This window comes from Kribbella sp. NPDC051770 (assembly GCF_040681455.1).
Taxonomy (GTDB): Bacteria; Actinomycetota; Actinomycetes; order Propionibacteriales; family Kribbellaceae; genus Kribbella.
In genome coordinates, this window is record NZ_JBFAYT010000002.1 from 806,244 (window position 1) to 825,547 (window position 19,304).

14 protein-coding genes are annotated in these 19,304 nt (G+C 72.2%); 5 read left to right on the forward strand and 9 right to left on the reverse strand.

Features of this window, described 5'->3' with window-relative positions; all coding sequences use genetic code 11:
* Positions 1 to 1,350, forward strand: a complete 1,350-nt coding sequence (locus AB0M01_RS10530) for a protein kinase (protein ID WP_363667746.1) — start codon at positions 1 to 3, stop codon at positions 1,348 to 1,350.
* Here AB0M01_RS10530 and AB0M01_RS10535 read toward each other — a convergent pair.
* From AB0M01_RS10535 to AB0M01_RS10565, 7 genes are all read right to left on the reverse strand, one after another.
* Positions 1,304 to 3,475: a transglutaminaseTgpA domain-containing protein gene (locus tag AB0M01_RS10535; protein ID WP_363667748.1), complete on the reverse strand. Its 2,172-nt coding sequence runs from the start codon at positions 3,473 to 3,475 to the stop codon at positions 1,304 to 1,306. The genes AB0M01_RS10530 and AB0M01_RS10535 overlap by 47 nt on opposite strands.
* Positions 3,454 to 4,593 (reverse strand): DUF58 domain-containing protein, encoded by a 1,140-nt coding sequence (locus AB0M01_RS10540; RefSeq protein ID WP_363667750.1) that lies wholly within the window; start codon positions 4,591 to 4,593, stop codon positions 3,454 to 3,456. The genes AB0M01_RS10535 and AB0M01_RS10540 overlap by 22 nt, the downstream gene beginning before the upstream one ends.
* Complete coding sequence (locus AB0M01_RS10545) at positions 4,590 to 6,791, reverse strand: fibronectin type III domain-containing protein (RefSeq protein ID WP_363667752.1); 2,202 nt, start codon at positions 6,789 to 6,791, stop codon at positions 4,590 to 4,592. The genes AB0M01_RS10540 and AB0M01_RS10545 overlap by 4 nt, the downstream gene beginning before the upstream one ends.
* A gap of 25 nt (positions 6,792 to 6,816) precedes the next feature.
* Positions 6,817 to 7,779 carry a MoxR family ATPase gene (locus AB0M01_RS10550; protein ID WP_363667754.1) on the reverse strand — a complete coding sequence of 321 codons (963 nt, stop codon included), beginning with the start codon at positions 7,777 to 7,779 and terminating at the stop codon, positions 6,817 to 6,819.
* Positions 7,779 to 10,157, reverse strand: a complete 2,379-nt coding sequence (locus AB0M01_RS10555; RefSeq protein ID WP_363667757.1) for a fibronectin type III domain-containing protein — start codon at positions 10,155 to 10,157, stop codon at positions 7,779 to 7,781. The genes AB0M01_RS10550 and AB0M01_RS10555 overlap by 1 nt, the downstream gene beginning before the upstream one ends.
* A 61-nt stretch (positions 10,158 to 10,218) precedes the next feature.
* Positions 10,219 to 11,478 carry a HAMP domain-containing sensor histidine kinase gene (locus tag AB0M01_RS10560; protein ID WP_363667759.1) on the reverse strand — a complete coding sequence of 420 codons (1,260 nt, stop codon included), beginning with the start codon at positions 11,476 to 11,478 and terminating at the stop codon, positions 10,219 to 10,221.
* The gene (locus AB0M01_RS10565) at positions 11,478 to 12,149 is read right to left on the reverse strand and encodes a response regulator transcription factor (protein ID WP_363667761.1); all 672 of its coding nucleotides are present in this window, start codon (positions 12,147 to 12,149) and stop codon (positions 11,478 to 11,480) included. The genes AB0M01_RS10560 and AB0M01_RS10565 overlap by 1 nt, the downstream gene beginning before the upstream one ends.
* 53 nt (positions 12,150 to 12,202) lie before the next feature.
* On the opposite strand from AB0M01_RS10565, the gene AB0M01_RS10570 reads away from it, so the two are divergent.
* Genes AB0M01_RS10570 through AB0M01_RS10585 form a run of 4 tightly spaced genes read left to right on the forward strand, consistent with a single transcriptional unit; the run spans position 12,203 to position 17,287 of the window.
* A complete protein-coding gene (locus AB0M01_RS10570; RefSeq protein ID WP_363667763.1) occupies positions 12,203 to 13,723 on the forward strand; it encodes an AfsR/SARP family transcriptional regulator in 1,521 nt (506 codons plus the stop codon).
* The gene (locus tag AB0M01_RS10575) at positions 13,720 to 14,988 is read left to right on the forward strand and encodes a hypothetical protein (protein ID WP_363667765.1); all 1,269 of its coding nucleotides are present in this window, start codon (positions 13,720 to 13,722) and stop codon (positions 14,986 to 14,988) included. Before AB0M01_RS10570 ends, AB0M01_RS10575 begins: the two co-directional genes overlap by 4 nt.
* Entirely contained in the window at positions 14,985 to 15,632 is a 648-nt protein-coding gene (locus tag AB0M01_RS10580) for a helix-turn-helix transcriptional regulator (protein ID WP_363667767.1), read from the forward strand. The genes AB0M01_RS10575 and AB0M01_RS10580 overlap by 4 nt, the downstream gene beginning before the upstream one ends.
* On the forward strand, positions 15,632 to 17,287 hold the full coding sequence (locus tag AB0M01_RS10585; RefSeq protein WP_363667769.1) for a right-handed parallel beta-helix repeat-containing protein: 1,656 nt from the start codon (positions 15,632 to 15,634) through the stop codon (positions 17,285 to 17,287). The genes AB0M01_RS10580 and AB0M01_RS10585 overlap by 1 nt, the downstream gene beginning before the upstream one ends.
* A gap of 16 nt (positions 17,288 to 17,303) precedes the next feature.
* On the opposite strand, the gene AB0M01_RS10590 is transcribed toward AB0M01_RS10585, so the two are convergent.
* Both AB0M01_RS10590 and treZ read right to left on the reverse strand, forming a co-directional pair.
* Positions 17,304 to 17,489 (reverse strand): hypothetical protein, encoded by a 186-nt coding sequence (locus tag AB0M01_RS10590; protein WP_363667771.1) that lies wholly within the window; start codon positions 17,487 to 17,489, stop codon positions 17,304 to 17,306.
* Between the two features lie 93 nt (positions 17,490 to 17,582).
* Positions 17,583 to 19,301, reverse strand: a complete 1,719-nt coding sequence (treZ, locus tag AB0M01_RS10595; protein WP_363667773.1) for a malto-oligosyltrehalose trehalohydrolase — start codon at positions 19,299 to 19,301, stop codon at positions 17,583 to 17,585.
* Between the last annotated feature and the right edge of the window lie 3 nt (positions 19,302 to 19,304).

Here is a 19,304-nt window from a genome sequence, read left to right on the forward strand (position 1 = left end):
ATGGCCGAGATCCCGCTGGAGGCACTGGTACCGCGGGCGACAGGTCCGGTGGCCAGTGTGTTCCTGCTCGCGCCGGCCGTCGCCGGTGGGCGGACGATGGTGCTGAAGGTCTACCCGCAGCCGCTGGACCGGCGGACCTACAACGGCGTCGAGGTCGAGCAGGCCAAGCTGGCCGGCCTGCGGTCATCGGCGTCGATCGTGCTGGTGCAGGGGCTCGACGAGCTGCCGGACGGGCGGACCGGGCTGCGGATGGAGTTCTGCCCGCAGGGATTGCGTGAGCTGGTCGCTGGTGGGCCGCTGCCGATCGGTGACGTGGTGGTGCTAGGGCAGATCCTCTCGTCGGTGCTGGCCGAGGCGCACGACATCGGGCTGGTGCACGGTGGTGTGACGCCCAGCAACGTGCTGGAGCGGGCCAGTGGGCAGCCGGCGCTGGCTGACTTCGGGCTGGCACTGCGGCTGCGGTTCCCGCGCGACCTGATGGGCGACGCGGCGTACACGGCACCCGAGGTGTTACGCGACGGTGAGCTGTCCGAGCAGGCCGACGTGTACGGGCTCGGCGCAACGCTCTACCTCGCGCTGGCCGGGCACTCCCCCTTCCCGGCTCGGCCTGGTGAGTCGCCGGATGACGTCGTACTGCGGGTGCTGCGTGAGCCGGTCCCCGCGGTGTCCGGGCGGGACGTGCCGGCTGGGCTGAGCGCGCTGCTCAGCCGGATGATGGCGAAGGAACCGGACGACCGGCCGAGTGCTGCGGAGGCGGTGAGCGAGTTCGAGGCGCTGCTGCGCAGCCCGGAGGAGCCGGGGACGGACGACCTGGACTTCGACGACTTCCGGGACGAGCTGGCGTCCGCACGTGTTGCTGACGCGCCGCAGGTCGCCGCGGTCGCACTGGCCCGGCCGCCGAAACCTCAACGGGACAAGGGCTGGCGGCCTTCCAAGGGCCTGCTGATCGGCGCGGGCGTGGTGGCGTCGCTGGCCGCCGTACTGGTGGTCATGCTGCTGCCGAAGGACGAGCCGGACAGTGCGCCGCCGGTGGTGACGCAGCCGACGACAGTGGCCCCGACGACTCCGTCGGTGACACCAGCGGTGCGGCTGGAGCTCAAGCCACCCAAGGACAACGGCACCTCGGTCCAGCTGGAGTGGACCAGCTCCAAGCCGCTCACGTACGCGCTGAACATGGCAGAGCAGGGCGGCAAGGACGCGCAGACCACATACCGTGGCACCGGTACGTCGATGACCGTGCGGGTCAGCCCTGGCCTGCTCTACTGCTTCGAGGTCCAGGGCACCGACGGCACCGCGATCTACATCAGCGATCCGCAGCCACTGCGCGGCGCGACCTGTCGCCGCCGCTGAGCTTCCACAGACTCCGCAGCTCCAGCGCCGCCTGCAGCCGGTCGGCCAGCGGCCGGGAGCGCAGCCCCCGCCGTACCTCCCGTACGCCGGCCCACGCGCTGCTGGTCACCTCCGGCCCGACCTGACCACCCGACCACAACGCCTGGTCGACGCTGTTCGCCACAGTCACCAGTCCAGCGGCTGCTCGCTCGTCGGTGACGTCCTCCGCAGCCACTGCCAGGTCCCGCACGGTCATACCTGTGGTCACCGCGACACCGTGCGCCCGCAGCCGGTCGCGGGCCTCCGCCCACGCTCCCACCACGGCCGCGTTGCCAGGACGCCGCTTACGCCGTACCGCACGCAGTGTCTTCAGCAGCGGTACGCCGAGCAGCCAGAGCAGCAGCAGCGCGGCGGAGGCGATGAAGATCCCCAGCACCGGTACGTCGGGCCGCTCCCAGCCGCCGCCGTTGTCGGCCTTCTCCGTGGGCGGCGCGACCTCCGGGTCCTGGATCTCGTTCACCGGCGGCACCTCCCGGCGCGCCTGGTCGGTCACGTCCGCGTCGCTGCCCGGTACGACGGACTTGCCGGCCGCGGCCTGGCCGGACGGGTCCAGCGGCCACCAACCGACACCGTCCACCGCCACCTCGGGCCAGGCCAGCGCGTCGCCGTTGCGCACCGTGTACCAGCCGTCGGCGTCAGCTGTCGTGGGAGCGCGGAAGCCGACCACCAGCCGGGCCGGGATCCCGTTGGCCCGCGCCAGCGCGACGTACCCGGCAGCGAACTGCTCGCTGGTCCCCGGCTCGTCGTCGAGCAGGAACCGGCGCAGCTGCGGCCAGCTGTGCCCGGTCGGCAGCGGGTCGGTCGACGCGAGCTTGTAGCGCTTGCGCATGTAGTTCTCCAGCGCGAGCGCGGTGGCGAACGTCGCCCGCCGGCCGGCCAGCGCGTCGGAGGCCAGCGCGGCCACCTCGTTCGGTACGGCGCCGAGGTCGCCCAGCCCGCCCGGCGCGTCAGCGTCGATCCCCGCGGCCAGCAGGAGCTTGGCGTCCACCTTCGGCTTCGACCAGGTCAGCTCGTACCGGTCCGGCACCTCGCCGGTCAGCAGCGTGCCACCGATCGGCTCGATCTGCGGCTCGATCGCGCCGTGCACCGAGGACGGCAGGAGCTGGCCGGGCAGCCAGGGCCCGCGCAGCTCCTTCACCTCGACCTCAGCGCGCTGCGGCTCCACCGGTACCCGCACCTCGGGACCAGGGGTCAGCTCGGAGCCCAGCCGGAGGATCGGGTGGTCAGTGGTCCAGTTGGCGCCGTCGAAGTCGTCCAGCGCGACCTGTCGCCACCGCCCGACCGGACTGGGCGCCTGGTAGCGGAAGACGACGGTGTCCCTGTGCCGCCGGTCGAGGCGCCCGGCTAGCTCGTCCAGCGGGCTCGCCTGCCGAGTCGCCGGTGCGGCAACGCTCTGCGCCTGCTGCAGCGTGTACGGCGTACGGTCGAGCAGGTCAGCGGCGCCGACAGCCGGTGCGCCGACCACTGCGACGACGGTGACAACCACCACGGGCGTCACCGAGCGCCTGGTCTTGCCAGCCACATCCGGCACCAGCAGAGCAGCGAGGACGAGCCCGTACGCCAGCGCAACCAGTACGGCGTTGAGCCCGTTCAGCGCGATGTAGGCCTGCGCGATGCCTGTAACTGCCAGGCCGGGCAGCACACCGACCAGCGGCGGCGTACGGTCCAGCAGCTCGACAGCGAGCAGTGCTGCGAGCAGGACCAGCAGCGGGACGAACACCACGAGGTCCGGGTCCGGCCGCGCCGGCCAGGTCGACTCCAGCGTGAGTTGCCAGGCGGTGAGCCCGCGGCCGAGGGCACGGACGGTCTCGAGCGTGGGGAGGCCGGCGAGCGTCGTACCGCGGAGGACTGTCTCGATGGTCGCGAGCAGACCGGCGGCGACGACCAGGAGCGGGCGCCAGGTGAGGAGCGTCGGCCGGTAGCGGCAGAGCTCGGTGACGGCGTAGACGGCCAAGCAGACAAGGAGAACCGGGAGGAGCAGGGACCGCAGCCCGAAGACCGGACCGAAGCAGAGGCCTCCGACGGCGACAGCTGCAAGCACTGCGGCTGTCCTGCGACGCGTGCTCACCCGATCACCCCGCTCCACTGCGTCAGCGCCTCACCGGCGTCGGCAGCAAGGATGACCCGGGCACCGAGGATCGGGGCGACACCGTGCGCCGGGCCGAGGCCCAGCACGGTCACGGAGCCGTAGCGGACCAGCAGCGGCGCCAGGTCGCTCGCCGTACCGCGGGCGCCGGTCACGACGACGATCGCTCCACCACTGGACGCTCCGGTCGTCAGTGCACGAGGCAGCAGGCCTTCACGCTCGTCGCTCTGTTGTACGACGCACAGCTCGTCCAGGAACTGCCGCGACGCCAGCGCTCCACCAGGTGCGGCCAGGTCGGCGCCAGCGGACGTCAGCAGGCGGCAGCGGTGGCCGGCCATCGAGGCCGCGAACAGGATCGACGCGGCGACCTCGACCGCTTCCTCGAATGTTGCCTCAGGCAAGGGCTCGGTGCGGGTGTCGAGCAGCACGGTCAGCCGGGGCTGGTCCGGGTCGACGTAGTCGCGGACCATCAGCTGACCGGTCCGCGCGCTGGCCTTCCAGTGCAGGTGCCGGACCTCGTCGCCGACGACGTACGGGCGGACGTCGCGCAGGTCCGCGGAGCCGCGCAGCGAGTCGTCGGCGGTGCGGCCGATGTGGTGGTGCCGCGGCCGCCCGGCGACCACGGTCCGGGTCGGGTGCCGCTTCGGGTGCACCCAGAGCACGGCGGTCTCGCCGGTGGCGACGCGGTTGCGGGCGAGACCGAGCGGGTCGGTGCGCTCCAGGGTGAGCGGCCCGACCTGGATCCGGCCACGCCGCGAGGTCGGCAGCTCGTACCGGTACGTCGCCTCGCTGTCCGGCCCGAGCCGCCGGATCGGCACCTGCCGGCGCTCCGGCCCGGCCGAGTCGTGCGCCGCGAACGACGGCTGCCAGCGGTTGCCGGCGTTGCGCACGCGGAGCGTGGCCAGCGCCGGGCGGCCGCGCTCGACGCGGTCGGGCGAGAGGTCGCGGTGCACCGACACCTGCGGGCGGCGTACGGTCAGGATGGTTGCCGCGAGCAACGCTCCGAGGCCGATCCCGCCGAGCGCGCGGAAGAAGGGGTAGCCGGCCAGCTCGCCGAGGGCGTAGGCCAGCAGCGCGCCGGCGAGCACGGCGATGCCTCGCCCGGTGAGCCGCATCATGCCCTCCAGATCACTTTGTTGGAGGTGAGCCGGCCACCCGGTCCGGTCGCGTCGACCCAGACCTCGCCACCGGTGTCGTCGTTGTAGAACTTGTTCACCGTGATCGACCCGTTGGCGTCCGCGGTCAGCGGGTCCCCGCCGTCGTGCAGGTCGCCGTAGTTGGTGGTGTGGCCCTGGAAGTTGTACGTCGCGTTGGGCTGCAGACCACGGGCCACGATGTGGATGTAGTAGCAGTGCTCGGGACGGCACACGCCCTCGGTGTCCTCGGTGAAGGCCGGACCTTGGCTGATCGTGATGGTGCCCTCGCCACCGGCGGTCGCGGTGACGGTCGCCGGCGCGCCGACCAGCAGACCTCGCCCGGGCACGTTGGTGACCGCGCGGACCTGGAACGTGTAGCGCTTGCCGTTGTCCAGGCCGGTCCAGCGGTAGCTGGTCCGGGTGGTGTTCTCCGGATCGCCGTCGAGCGTCACGCCGTAGCGGACCAGCGAACCACCGTTGAGGTTCGGGCGACGCCAGGACAGCGTCACTGCGCCGTCCGCACCGGTCCACGCGAGACCGACCGGTGCGTCGGCGGGACCGCCGAGGGTGATGCCTGCGGTAGACACACCTGGCCCCGTGCCGACGCGGTTCCGTGCGCGGACGGTGAACGTGTACGAGCGACCGTTGGCCAGCCCTGAGATCGCCACGCGCCGCGCGGAGCCAGCGACCGTCCGGCTACCACCGGTCCACGTCACGACGTACGCCGTGATCGGTGCGCCGTTGGCGGCGGCAGCAGACCAGGTGACCGTCGCCGAGCCATCGCCGGCGGTCCCCGCGACGTTGCGCGGAGCACCTGGGCGGCTGGCTTGGACCGTGGGCTTCGGCGGCGGCACCGGGCGCTCCGGCGGCTTGGTGGTCTCCGGTGGTTCGGGCCGCTCGGTAGCGCGCGGCTGGACCGGCCGCCGGGTGACCGGGGGCAGCTCCGGGCGCTCGGTACTCGGCTGGACCGGAGGTGGCGCGACCGGCCTGTCCGTAGTCCTCGGCTGCACGGGCGCGAGCGTCGGCTTGTCCGGCGTCGGCTTGGGCTGCTCGCCCTTGCGCTTGATCGGTCCGGCGGTCTCCACCTCGGTGACGTCGCCGTTGCCGTCGACAACCAGCACGTGCTCGCCGGCCAGGCTGTCGACGTACACACGGGAGTCGTCGCCGCGCGTCAGGCCGGGCCGCTCGCCCGGCTTCACCTTGGCCAGCTTGGACGGCGCCGTGATCGCCCGTCGCCGCTCCTGCTCGCCGCGGCTGTCCAGCGTGACCAGGCTCTGGTCGGTCGAGTCCACCAGGGCCACCGTCTCGCCGGAGGAGGCGATCTGGTCGTAGCGGCCGGGCTTGAGCTGCTTCACCACCGGCTCGGCAGCGGGCTTGCCGCTGGTCAGCTCGGTCGTGTCGACCAGCTGCAGCGTGTTGCCGGTGACGATCGCGATCCGCCCGTCCACGTCGTTCGCCGCGACGATCGAGCGCTGTCCGAGCTCGAGGGTGGCCAGCGAGACCGCCCGGCCGAGCCCGTCGTTGCCGACCGTCTGCATCTGCCGCGCGGTGGTGTCCACGAACACCGCCTGCTCACCCACCAGCGTCAGCGACCCGCTGTGCCCAGCCGGAATCCTCGCCGTACAAGCGATCCGGGCACTGGTCACCGGCAGCTGGCAGAGCTGACCTGTGCTCGTGCGGTGCAGCCACACGGTCCCCTCCGGCGTGACAACCGGCTGGCCGACCGGCCCCTCGGTGGAGACCACCATGGGGTTCTCACCGAACCGCTGCACTTGCCCGGCCTGCCGGTACACCGCGTACGCCGAACCAGCCGCCGTCAGCGTCACCGGCCGCTCCGACGCCGGCGCCGGGATCGGGTCCGCGACCCGCAGGTCGGACTTGCCGAACCCGATCACCGACCCGTCGGCCAGCACGTAGCCGTTCTGGTCCGTCTCGACCACCTGAGCGCCCGGACCGACGCCGGGGATCGGCACCTCGGCCTCGACGCTCTTCGTCCCGCCGTCGATCTTGAACACCTTGCCGAGCGTGCTGTTGTAGACCAGGTGGCCCGACTGGGTGAACCGCATCCCGCTCAGGTCCGCACCCGCGCCGGTGACGGCGAGGGTGGTGACCACCATGCACCCCGCGACGACACCCGCGAGCGCCATCCGCGCGCGTACCTCGGGCCGGACCTTACGCATGCTGACTCCCCGTTGTGGTGACTGCTCAGGCGGCGCCGACGCTCGCGGTCGGGGCCGGCGTCGCCGCCAGCACCTCGTCGACCACGGACGACGGCGGCCGCTGGCTGAGCTCCGCGTCCGGCGTGAGGACCAGGCGGTGCGCCAGCACGGGCTGCGCCACCTGCTTCACGTCGTCCGGGGTGGTGAACGCCCGCCCGTCGGTGGCCGCGTAGGCGCGCGCCGCGCGGACCAGGGCGATGCTCCCACGCGGGCTGGCGCCGTACCGGACCGCGGTGTGCTCACGGGTGGCGGCGACCAGCTTCACGGCGTACGAGCTGATCGCCGGGTCGACGTGCACCGAGCGGACCGCAGCGATCGCGTTCTGCAGCGCGGGGACGTCGATCACCGGGCTGAGCGAGTCCGGGCCGATCCGGCCGGTGTCGCCGAGCACGATCCGGACCTCGGCGTCGTGGTCGGGGTAGCCGATCTCGATCCGCATCAGGAACCGGTCCAGCTGCGCCTCGGGCAGCCGGTAGGTGCCCTCCATCTCGATCGGGTTCTGGGTGCCGATCACCAGGAACGGGTCCGGTACCGCGCGGGTGACCGAGTCGACGGTGACCCGGCGCTCGGCCATCACCTCGAGCAGCGCGGACTGCGTCTTCGGCGTCCCCCGGTTGATCTCGTCGGCCACCACCACGTTGGCGAAGATGCCGCCGGGGTGGAACTCGAACTTCTCGCTGCCCTGGTGGTAGACCATCACGCCGGTGATGTCACCGGGCAGCAGGTCGGGGGTGAACTGGATCCGGTTCCAGCTGGCGTCGATGCTGCGCGCGATGCAGCGGGCCAGCGTGGTCTTGCCCAGCCCGGGCACGTCCTCGATCAGCAGGTGTCCCTCGGCGAACAGCGCGGTCAGCGCGAGCCGGACCACCTCGGGTTTGCCGTGGATCACCCGTTGCAGGTTGTCCGCGACCAGCCGGTAGGCCTCACCGGGCGGGATCGTCGCACTCATCAGCTTCTCCAGGTGAACTTGTTGGACGTGATGTCGTTCTCGCCGGGCGCACTCGCCACCACCCAGACCTGCTGGCCGGGGGCGTCGGTCGCGAACCGGTCGTCGATGGTGATGTTGCCCTCGCTGTCGGTGCGCAGCTGAGCGCCGGGGTTCGACGGCTGCCACTGCGTCGTGTACGGCGTGAAGTCGTACATGGTGTTGGGTTTCAGACCGGTCCCGACCACCTTGATGAAGGCGCAGCCGGGCGCTTCGCAAGCCTGCTCACCGCCGCCGTGGGTGGTGGCGGCACCGCGCGAGGCGACCAGCTTCGGCGTGGTGGTACTGCCGCCGCCACCGACCACGATCGTCCGGACCGCCTGCTTGCCGAGCACGAAGTTGCCCTGGGCATCGGTCGTCGTGGCCCGCACGGTCACCCGGTACGTCGCCCCGCTGGTCAGCCCCGACAGCGTCGCGCTGGTCCCGCTGGTCGAGTCCGCCTTCCCTGTGCCCTGCCCCTGCGTCGGGTTGGCCGCGAAGTCGTAGCCCTGCAAGGTGGTGCCCTTCAGGTTCGGCCGGGTCCAGCTCAGCCTCAGGCTGCTGCCCGACGTGGTGACCTGGAAGTTGCCGGGAGCGTCCGGGACTCCGCCGGTCGGCACCACGCGGGACGTGCTGCTGCCCGGTCCGGTGCCGACGCGGTTGGTCGCGCGGACGGTGAACGTGTAGCCGGTGCCGTTGGTCAGGCCGGTGACGTTGCGGCTGCGCGCCGCCGGGCCGAGTCGCACACTGCCGCCGTTCCAGCTGAGCGTGTACGCCGTGACCGCCGCGCCGTTGGCGGCCGCCGCGTCCCAGGTGACCAGCACCGAGGCGTTTCCGGGCTTGCCGGACACGCTGCGCGGGGCACCGGGCCGGCCGGCCTGCACGGTCGGCTTCACCGGGGTGGTGGGCTTGACCGGCGGCGGCGTCGGCTTGTCGGGCCGGTCGGTGCTCGGCGGGTCGGTCGGTTTGTCCTGGGTCGGCCTGCCGGTGGGCTTGTCCTGGGTGGGCCGATCAGTGGGCCGGTCAGTGGGCTTGGCCGTCGGCTGGTCCGGGGGCCTGGGGTCGCCGGTCGTCGGGGGCTGCGGCGGCTTGCTGGTCGGCGGCGGCTGGACGGGGCGGTCCGGCGTACTGGGCTTGGCGGTCGGCTTGTCGGCGTCCGGTGTCTTGCGCTGGTCCGGGCGGGCCGCTTTGGTGTCGACGGCGACCACGTCGCCGGTGTCCTCGACGACCATCACCTGCTCGCCGGAGCGGCTGGCGACGTACAGGCGGGAGTCGCCGCCGCGGTACAGCCCGGTCTTGTCCTCAGGGCCGACCTTGGACTCCTTCGACGGCTCCGGGATCTTGCGGGAGGTCCGCTCGTCGCCGTTACGGTCCAGCGTGACCAGGGTGTCGGTGCTCTCGTCGATCAGCGCGAGGCTGTTGCCGGACGAGACGATCCGCTCGTACTTGCCTTTGCGGAGCTGCTTGCGGACCGGCGGTCCGTCGGCCTTGCCGCTGGTCAGCCCGGCCGCGTCGACCAGGTGCAGCACGCTCTGGTGCGGGTCGACGATGGCGAGCCGGCCGGTGACGTCGTTCGGCGCGACGATCGCGTCGCGCGGCAGGTCGTCGATCGGCAGCAGCACCTTGCGGCCGAGGCCGCCGTCGTCCACGGCGTACATCTCCCGAGCAGTGGTGTCCACGAAGACGACCTGGTTCGCTCCGACGACTGCCAGCGAACCGGTGTGCCCGCTGGGCAGCTCAGCCGGACAGGCCAGCCGGTCGGCGTCCAGCGGGAGCAGACAGAGCTGGCCGCTGCCGGGGCGGTGCACCCAGACCGTGCCGTCCGCGGTGACCACCGGAGGTCCGAGCGGTGCACCGACCTTGGCCGAGGCCACCTTCTCGCCGAAGCGGACGATCTGCCCGCTGTCGCGGTAGACCGCGAAGGCCGCGCCGCCGGCTTCCAGTACGACCGGGAGCTCGTCGATCGGTGCGGGCAGCGGGTCCGCGACGTCCAGGCTCGACTTGCCGAACTGGAACGTCCGGCCGCGGGAGAGGACGTAGCCGTTCTGGTCGGTCTCGACCACCTGCGTGCCGGGACCGGCGCCCGGCAGCGGGATCTCCTGGTCGACGCTCTTGGTGCTGCCGTTGACGTGGAAGATCTTGCCGAGCGTGGAGTTGTAGATGTACCGGCCGGGCTGCGCGAACTTCATGCCCGGTGAGGCGTTGCCGGCACCCGCGACCGCCACCCCGGTCACCGCGACGCAGCCCGCCACCACCGCGGCCAGCGCGGCGCGGGACCGCCGGTTCTCGCGGGCGGACGGCGGACGGGGCCCGGAACGGGCACCTCCCGTGACCGTCCGCACCATCTCGGTGACAGACCTCACAGCGACGAGACTAGGTCATCACCGGTACAGCCGGTGTCCAGATTCGATCCAGGCCGAAAGGTCAGCGCTCGGCCACCGGCAGCCGGAACTCGAAGATCGCGCCGCCCTCGTCGCCGTTGTGCACCTTCAGGTCGCCACCGTGCGCGAGCGCGACCCAGCGGACCACCGACAGCCCGATCCCGGCCCCGGCCGAGCCGCTGCCCGCCGCGCCCCGCTCGAACAGGTCGTCACCGATCGCCGGGTCGATTCCCGGCCCCTGGTCGGCCACGGTGATCCGCCCGTCGGCCACCGTCACCGTCACGATCGCCAGGTCGGCGCCGGGCGCCCGGCCGTGCCGCAGCGCGTTGTCGAGAAGGTTGCCGATGGCCCGTTGCAGCAGCGCCGGGTCGGCGCGCACCATCGTCGGCGCGGTCACCAGCGAGATCCGGGCCGAGTCGGACGGGGTGTCCTCGACCACTACGCCGACCAGCTGGTCCAGCCAGACCAGCTGCATGCTCAGCTGCTCGACACCGGCCGCCAGCCGGGCCCGGACCAGCAGGCCGTCGATGATGTCGCCCATCCGGCCCGCCAGACGGACGGTCCGTGGCAGCAGCTCGCCGCGCTGGTGCGGGTCCTGCATCGCGGTCTCGGCGAGCGCGCGGAGCGCAGCGACCGGCGTACGGAGGTCGTGGGCTGTCTCGGCCAGCAGGTTCTCCTGCTCCTGCAGGGCGGCCATGGCCGGCCGGATGGCCCGGCCGGAGACCCAGTACCCGAGCAGGGCCGCCGCGAGGATCAGGAACGCGCAGACCAGCAGCACGGTGACCACCAGCTGCCGGTGATCGCCCAGCTCGTCGTCGATGTCGGTCCAGGCGACCACCGCACCGGCGTACTGGCCGCTGGAGTCGCGGAACGGCTGGACGGCGACGCGGACCTGCTCGCCGCCGAGCGCCTTGCGGTCGTCGCTGAGCACCACGCCGTCGCTGACCGCCCGGGTGGCCAGCTGGTCGAGGACCGTGGGGTCCATCGGCGTGCAGTCCTTCAGGCTGGTGTGCCGGTCGAACGGCGCGGCGCCGCCGGGGACGATGACGAACTGCGGGCAGGTGGCGTTCAGCGGGTCCCGGTTGACCGCGGTGAAGTCGATGCCGCCGCTCTCGCTGACCAGCCGCAGCACCGGGCCGGTGACGACGTCCAGCTGGTTACGGATGTCGGCCTCGGTGTTGTTGGAGTCCAGCCGCAGGATCAGCGGTGCCAGCACGATCAGGCCGATCGTGTTCATCACCGTGAACAGGACCGTCAGCCACCAGCGCAGGCGGCGCAGACGCTCGGCCGCGGGACCGCGCATCAGGCGCCGTCCGCCCGGACCAGCCGGTAGCCCTGGCCGCGGACCGCCTCGATCAGGTCCGGGGTGCGCAGCTTGGTGCGCAGCCGCCGGATGGTGGCGTCGACGACGTTCGACATCGGGTCGGCGGCGGCGTCCCAGCAGTGCTCGATCAGCTCCGAGCGGGACACCGTCCGGTCCGTCCGGGTGATCAGGTACTCGAGCACGGCGAACTCCTTGGCGGTCAGGCCGAGCAGCACACCGCCCCGCCTGACCTCTCGCCGGCCGGTGTCCATCTCGACGTCCTGGTAGCGCAGTACGGGTGTCCGGCCGGTCCCGGCCCGGCGGCACAGGCTGAGCACCCGCGCGGTCAGCTCGGCCACGGCGAACGGTTTGACCAGGTAGTCGTCACCGCCGTACTCGAAGCCGTCCACCCGGTCGGCCAGGGTGTCCAGGCCGGTCAGGAACAGCACCGGGACCGCCCAGCCCTGTTCCCGGCGGTGGCGAACATAGCGGATCGAGTCGCCGTCCGGCAGCAGCCGGTCGAACACGACGCAGTCGTAGGCGTTCACGAACAGCGCCTCGTCGGCGGCCGCGATGCTCACCGCCAGGTCGACCGCCAGCGCGGCCGACCGCAGCGCCGCCGGGACGGCCACCTGCAGGTCCTCGTTGTCCTCTACCACCAGTACGCGCACGCCGGTCCGTCCGTGTCATCGAAATGTCATCGTCCACCCGGATCGTATGTGTCATGAACGGTCACTCAGCGCACACACCGGCCCGGATCGCCTTCCGGGTGCTGGGCCCGCTCGAGGTCGACGGCCCGGACGGAGCCCCGCTGGACGTCACCGGCGGCAAGCCGGCGACGATGCTCACGCTGCTCCTGCTGCACCGCAACGCCTGGGTCAGCACCGACCAGCTGATCGACGCCGTGTGGGCCGGGCTGGACGCTCCGGCGTCCGCACAGCGCAACCTGAAGACCTACGTGTGGCAGCTGCGCCGGGCGCTCCCCGACGAGCGCATCGAGAGCCGGCCCGGTGCGTACCGGGTGCGGGTGCTGTCCGGTGAGCTGGACGCGGACGTTGCCGCGGACCTGTCGGACCAGGCGCGCCTTGCTCCTCCTGCCAAGGCTGTCGCACTGCTGGAACAGGCCCTGGGCCTGTGGCGCGGCTGCCCGTACGACGGACTGACCGGCGACGCCACCTCCGCCGTCGACCGCCTCACCGAGCTGCACCGCTCGCTGCGCGAGGACCTGGCCGAGGCGCTGCTCTCGCTGGGCCGCTCGGCCGAGGCGATCTCGTTGCTGAGGGCCCTCACCGACGAGGACCCGCTGCGGGAGCTGGCGTGGACGCGGCTGATGACAGCGCTGCACGACACCGGCCGGCGTCACGAGGCGCTGGCGGCGTACCAGCGGGCGCGCACTGTGCTGGTGCGGGACCTGGGCATCGAGCCGGGCGCAGAGCTCAGCAGAGTGCACCAGCAAGTCCTCACTCCGACGCCCACTCCCTCCGGTCTGCCTCCGCGGATCCCCGGATTCGTCGGGCGCGAGCTGGAGCTGGCGGCCGTTCGCGCGATCGGCTCTCCGGACCGGGTGAGTGTGGTGACGGTCGACGGGATGGCCGGCATCGGCAAGACCGCCTTCGTTCTGGAGGCTGCCGCCTTGATCCAGGGCCTCCCGGTCGTGCTGGAGGACGTCGAGAACGCCGCGCAGGTCCGCACCCTGATGCCGAACACCCCAGGCACCGTCGTCCTCGTGACCAGTCGCCACCGGCTGACCGGGCTCGACCGCGATCTGGCCATCACCCTGGAGCCCCTGACGGCCAGCGACGCCGCCCGGATCTCCGACTGCGAGCAGGCGTTGCGCTGGGCCGCCGGCCACCCCGAAGCCCTCCGCCGCTTCACCGAACTCCTCGCCGGCCGCCCGCCGTGGACCGCCGCTCGTCTGGCCGACCGGATCGACCAGCAGGCGACCCGGCACAGCGTCCTGCGCGACCTCCACGATCGCTTCGACGCCACCTACCGCGCGCTCCCCGAGCCTGTCCGCAGGCTCTACCGCCTCCTCGGGCTGACGCCGGAATTCGACGTACGCCGGGCAGAGCGCCTGCTCGGCGTAGACCAGCAGGAGGTCGAGCCGCTGATCGACGAGCTGATCGACCAGCACCTGCTCTCGGAGCCCGCGCCGGGCCGGTTCAGCATGCACCCGGTCGTCCGCGACCACGCGCACCGGCTGCTGCTCACCTCTGGCTCCCCCGAAGACGTGAGGGTCGCATGAGGCCCCCGGCCGCGGCAGCTGCCGCTCCCGAGCAGCAGGTTGCGTACGCCCCGACCGCAGCGACCACTCCCCAAGCAACCTCAGTCGGTACGCCGGTAGCCGCTGCCGCGCCCCAGCGCTCCGCGCCGCGGCCGGTCGCCGTACAGACCGCGCTGACGGCACCAGCGGCTGCGCGCTCGTACCTGGTTGACCAGCCGCCGGCACCGACACCTGTGGTCAGCAAGGTGGAGATCCCCGAGCGCACGATCCGCGTCGGACAGGTCGTCTGCTGGCAGATCGCGCTGCTGGCTCTCGGCGCCGCTACCGCGGGCTCCCGGCTGACGCTGATCCTCACCGGCGCGGCCGCACTCACACTGGTCCTGCTGACCGCTGTCCGCATCCGCGGCCTCTGGCTGTACCGCTGGGTCGCGGTGCTGCTCACCTTCCTGGTCCGGCGCCGCCGGACCGACCTGACCGGCGACACCGCGCTCAACCTCACGAGCGTGTTCCTGGGCCGGACCACGGTGAGCACGCTGACGATCCGCGACCAGCCGTACGGCGTACTCAGTCATCCCGGCGGAGTCCTGCTGACGATCCGGGTCGGTGCTGACGCGCAGCACGAGCTGCTGCCGCGGCTGGCGTCGCTGACCGAGTCGGTCGATGAGCAGCCTGCTGCTGTGTCGATGCAGCTCGTGCTGCACACCGGCATCAAGCAGAGCCAGCCGCTGCGGGCCTGGATCGCCGTGGCTGCTCGGCGTACGCCGGAGATCGCTACGGACGAGCAGATCAACCAGGTCCTCACCAACACCGTCCGCCGCCTGGTCCGCCGGTTCGACCGCGAGCAGGTCGAGCACCTGCCGCTGGACGAGTCGGACGTGCTGGCCTCGATCGGAGCGCTGGCGCACGCCAACGCCGGTCGTGGCCAGGTCCGCGAACGCTGGTCCACCTGGGCCGCCGGACCGGTCCTCCAGGTCTGCGTCCGCCTCACCGGGTACGCCGCACTGCCGCAGCCGCTCGCCCAGTCCCTGGTCGACACCCTGCTCGGTACGGCGACCGGCGCGGCCCACACGCTCGCCCTCACCGTCACGGCTCCGCCCGACGGTCCCGAACCCGCCCAGCACGACGCCGTCCTCCGGGTGGCCGCTTCGCACCCGGCCACGCTCGACTCGGCGATCACCGTACTCACCTCGCTGGCCCGCTCCTTCGGAGTCGAGCCGGAACGTCTCGACGGGCGGCACAGCACCGGTCTTGCCGCCACGCTACCTCTGGGGGTCCCTCTCTCATGACTGTCACCGTGCTGAACCCGCCCAACGGCTTCCACCACGTCCCGGCCCAGGACGGCATCTCCGCGCTGCTCGCCGGTGCCCGCGACGAGGTGGTCGCGATGAGCGACCTGTCACCGGCCGGTCCGGCGTTCGGGCCGCGCGACGTGCGCCCCGGCGTGCGCTACCGGGCCATCTACCCCGACACCGCCCGGACCGCGCCGACGCTGTGCCGGCACCTCGCGGCGCTGTCGGTCGCCGGTGTGGCCGTCCGGACCGTGCCGCACGTCCCGCTGAACGGGCTGGTGGTCGACGGGCGGGCCGTCGTACTGCCGGCGGACACGTCCAACGGGAGCGTCGCCGTACTGCGGCTGAGCAGCGCAGTGGCCAGCACGACCGGGCTGTTCGAGCTGGTCTGGCCCGGCGCGGTGCCGCTGGCCGACAGCGACCTGCCGGGTGACGCCGACCTGGACGAGCGGAACCGGGAGATGCTCCGGCTGCTCGCGCTCGGAGTCACCGACGAGGTGGCGGCCGCCCAGCTCGGCATCTCGGTGCGGACCGTACGCCGGATGGTCGCGCAGATCATGGGCCGGCTCGGTGCGCGCAGCCGTTTCCAGGCGGGTGTGAAGGCCGCCGACCGCGGCTGGCTGCTGGACCGGGCCAGCTGATGCGGGTCCTGACCGTCGCCGCGGACCGTCCCGGCGCGTACCCGACCATCGGCTCCGCCCTGCTCGAGGCGCCCGACGGAGCCACGGTCGCGATCGCTGCCGGGACGTACGCGGAGACGCTGGAGCTGAGCGGCCGCGTCGTCACCCTGCAGGCCGAGGCCGGCGGCGCCGTCGTACTGGATGGTGCCGGTGCCGACTGGCCCACGCTGCGCGCGGTGGACGGCGAGCTGACGCTGCGCGGGCTCGACATCCGCGCCGGAGACAACCTGGCCGTGTCGGTCGAGCGGACCGTGCTCACCGTCGAGCAGTGCGAGGTGCGCAGCCGCAGCCGCCCGGCGATCAGCGTGCACGCCAGTACGGCGTTCACCGTCGACCGCTGCACGATCACCGGCGCCGAGACCGGCATCGTGGTCGAGGGCGCCAGCGGCCGGATCCTCGACAGCACCGTCTCCGACGTCACCGGCGACGGGATAGTCGTTGCCTTGGGCTCCGATCCGCTGATCCGCGGCTGCACGGTGTCCGGCTGCGGCGGGCGCGGGATCTACGTGTACCAGTACAGCCGCCCCGAGCTGACCGACACCACGGTGGCGCGGACCGCCACCGACGGGATCGGCGTCGCGCACGGCAGTACGGCGACCATTCGCCGGGTCACCGTCGAGGACACCCGCGGCGCCGGAATCGCCTTCAGCCCGGGCTCCGGCGGGACCGTCGAGGGCTGCCGGACCGAGAACACCGCGCTGGCCGGGATCCTGATCCCCGACGGCGCCACGGTCGAGGTGATCGAGAAGGCGTCCGCGCGGCCGGCCGACACCGACGGGCCGCTGGAGCAGCTGCTCGGCGACCTGGACGAGATGGTCGGGCTGCCCGGGGTGAAGGCCGAGGTGCACGCGCTGGTCGACGAGATCCAGGTCAACGAGTGGCGGCGCGCGGCCGGGTTGTCGGTCGGCGCGGTCAGCCACCACCTGATCTTCGCGGGCGCGCCCGGGACCGGGAAGACCACCGTCGCGCGGCTGTACGGCAAGCTGCTGAAGGCGCTCGGCGTGCTGCCGAACGGCGAGTTCACCGAGGTGTCGCGGCGCGACCTGGTCGGCCAGTACATCGGGCACACCGCGGAGAAGACCGCGACCGTGTTCGAGAAGTCGCTCGGCGGCGTGCTGTTCATCGACGAGGCCTACACGCTGTCCCGCTCGGCCGGCAGCGGCGGCGACTTCGGGCAGGAGGCGATCGACGCGCTGGTCAAGCTGATGGAGGACCACCGCGACGAGATCGCGATCATCGTGGCCGGCTACACGACCGAGATGAACGACTTCCTGGACGCCAACCCCGGCCTGGCGTCGCGGTTCTCCAAGACGATCGAGTTCGAGAACTACTCGGCGCCCGAGCTGCTGCTGATCACCGACCGGATGGTCGCGGCCGGGGACTACCAGCTCGACGCGGCCGCCGCCGGCCCGCTCACGGCGTACTACGAACAGATCGCCGACGCGCCCAACTTCGGCAACGCCCGCGAGGCCCGGCGCCTGGTCGAGAGCATCCGCAAGGCGCAGTCGCAGCGCCTGCGCGCGCTCGGCCGGATGCCCACCACGGAAGAGCTCCGCGCACTGCTGGCCGACGACGTCGCGATCGCCGCCGGCCTGCACAGTTCGGTGGGTGGGTGAGGCCACCCGGGGTGGTTCAGGTCAGGATCTTGTCGTCCCTGGTCGTGCGGTCGCGGCCGGCTGGGTGCCGGTCGGCCGGTTGGTGCTCGGTGCGTGGTGCCGGGCAGACCGGGCCGCGACGGATCGGTCCGCCGCCCAGCCGCCTGCTCTTCCACTGCTTCTCGTCGTAGTCGTAGTAGGTGTCGGTCCCTCCAACAGTCACTGCGGTCCTCCCTGTCACCCCCCGGTGCTCTTTCCACAGTCCGTCACCAGACCCCTGCAACACAAGGGATTCACGAAATTGAGTTGGTCGTGATCAAACCGCGTAGATCGCGACCGAGTGCCCGGAAAGCCTTATCCCCTGAGCGATCGGCTCGCTCGTCCCGAACACCATCACCTCGTACGACGGCCGCCCGTCGACCGGCACCACCTGCTCGTCGCCGGACAGGTTGGCGACAACTCGCAACGCACCCCGGGCGACCACCAGCCAGCCCTCCCCCGACGTCACCGCGACCGAGCCGAGCCGGTCGTCGCGCAGGTCGTCGTTGCGAGCCCGCAGCGCCAGCAGGTCGCGGTACCAGGCCAGCAGCTCCCGGTGCGGTGACTGGTCCACCTCGGTCCAGTCCAGCACCGACGACCGCCACGTCTCCGGGTCCTGCGGGTCCGGGATCTCGTCCGCGTCCCAGCCGAACGCCGCGAACTCGCTGCGCCGCCCGTTGCGGACCGCCTCGGCCAGCTCCGGCTCCTCGTGGTCGGTGAAGAACCGCCACGGCGTCGACGCACCCCACTCCTCACCCATGAACAGCATCGGCGTGTACGGCGAGGTGATCACCAGCGCGGCGCCGATCGCCAGCTGCCCCGGTGAGAGCGCCGGGCGGTCGCCGAGCGCCCGGTTGCCGACCTGGTCGTGGTTGGAGGTGTAGGCGAGGAACTCCGAGCCCCGGTGCGCCGCCGGGTCGACCGGGCGTCCCCAGTCCTTGCCGCGGAACGACGAGTACGAGCCGTCGTGCAGGAACACCTGGGTGAGCACCTTCTCGAACACACCGGGCTGCGCGAAGTCCTCGTAGTACCCGGCCCGCTCACCGGTCAGCAGTGTGTGCAGCGCGTGGTGGTAGTCGTCGCTCCACTGCGCGGTCATCCCCATCCCGCCGTCGGCGACCGGAGTCACCATGGCCGGGTCGTTCAGGTCCGACTCGGCCACCAGGCCCAGCGGCCGGCCCAGCTCGGCAGAGAGCGCAGCCGTCTCGTCGGAGAGCTGCGCGAGCAGGTGCTGCGGGCTGTCGTCCTGCAGCGCGTGGACGGCGTCCAGCCGCAGCGCGTCGATGTGGAAGTCGCGGAACCAGCGCAGCGCGTTGTCGCAGATCCAGCGGCGGACCTCCAGCGAGCCGGTGTCGTCCAGGTTGACCGCCGGGCCCCACGGCGTCGTGTGCTTGCTGGTGAAGTACGGCCCGAACGAGCCCAGGTAGTTCCCGGACGGCCCGAGGTGGTTGTAGACGACGTCCAGGCAGACCGCCAGCCCGACCGCATGGCACTGGTCGACGAAGCGCTGCAGCGCCTCCGGTCCGCCGTACGGCGCGTGGACGGCGTACAGGTCGACGCCGTCGTAGCCCCAGCCGTGCTTGCCCGGGAACGCGGCTACCGGGAGCAGCGACACCACCTGTACGCCGAGCGCGACCAGGTAGTCCAGGTGCCCGGCAGCTGCTTCCAGCGTGCCCTCAGGGGTGAACGTGCCCAGGTGCAGCTCGTAGAAGACAGCGCCGCGCACCTCCTGCCCGCGCCAGTTGGAGTCGCTCCAGCCGAAGCGGGACGCGTCGAACACCCTGCTGGGCCCGTGGACGCCGTCCGGCTGCCAGGCGCTCCGCGGGTCGGGCATCGGGTCGCTGCCGTCGACGGAGAACGCGTAGTCGGTGCCGTGCCCGGCGTCGGCGACCTCCAGCGACCACCAGCCGTCGGCCGCCTTGGCCATCGCCAGGCGTTCGTCCAGCACCAGGGCGACTTCCGACGCGTCAGGCGCCCAGACAGAGAAGGTGTGCATTCC

Coding starts and splice junctions, on each gene's coding strand:
- AB0M01_RS10530 (WP_363667746.1), top strand. CDS start 1: ATGGCCGAGATCCCGCTGGAGGCACTGGTACCGCGGGCGACAGGTCCG.
- AB0M01_RS10540 (WP_363667750.1), bottom strand. CDS start 4,593: ATGATGCGGCTCACCGGGCGAGGCATCGCCGTGCTCGCCGGCGCGCTG.
- AB0M01_RS10545 (WP_363667752.1), bottom strand. CDS start 6,791: ATGCGTAAGGTCCGGCCCGAGGTACGCGCGCGGATGGCGCTCGCGGGT.
- AB0M01_RS10550 (WP_363667754.1), bottom strand. CDS start 7,779: ATGAGTGCGACGATCCCGCCCGGTGAGGCCTACCGGCTGGTCGCGGAC.
- AB0M01_RS10560 (WP_363667759.1), bottom strand. CDS start 11,478: ATGCGCGGTCCCGCGGCCGAGCGTCTGCGCCGCCTGCGCTGGTGGCTG.
- AB0M01_RS10570 (WP_363667763.1), top strand. CDS start 12,203: ATGAACGGTCACTCAGCGCACACACCGGCCCGGATCGCCTTCCGGGTG.
- AB0M01_RS10575 (WP_363667765.1), top strand. CDS start 13,720: ATGAGGCCCCCGGCCGCGGCAGCTGCCGCTCCCGAGCAGCAGGTTGCG.
- AB0M01_RS10580 (WP_363667767.1), top strand. CDS start 14,985: ATGACTGTCACCGTGCTGAACCCGCCCAACGGCTTCCACCACGTCCCG.
- AB0M01_RS10585 (WP_363667769.1), top strand. CDS start 15,632: ATGCGGGTCCTGACCGTCGCCGCGGACCGTCCCGGCGCGTACCCGACC.
- treZ (WP_363667773.1), bottom strand. CDS start 19,301: ATGCACACCTTCTCTGTCTGGGCGCCTGACGCGTCGGAAGTCGCCCTG.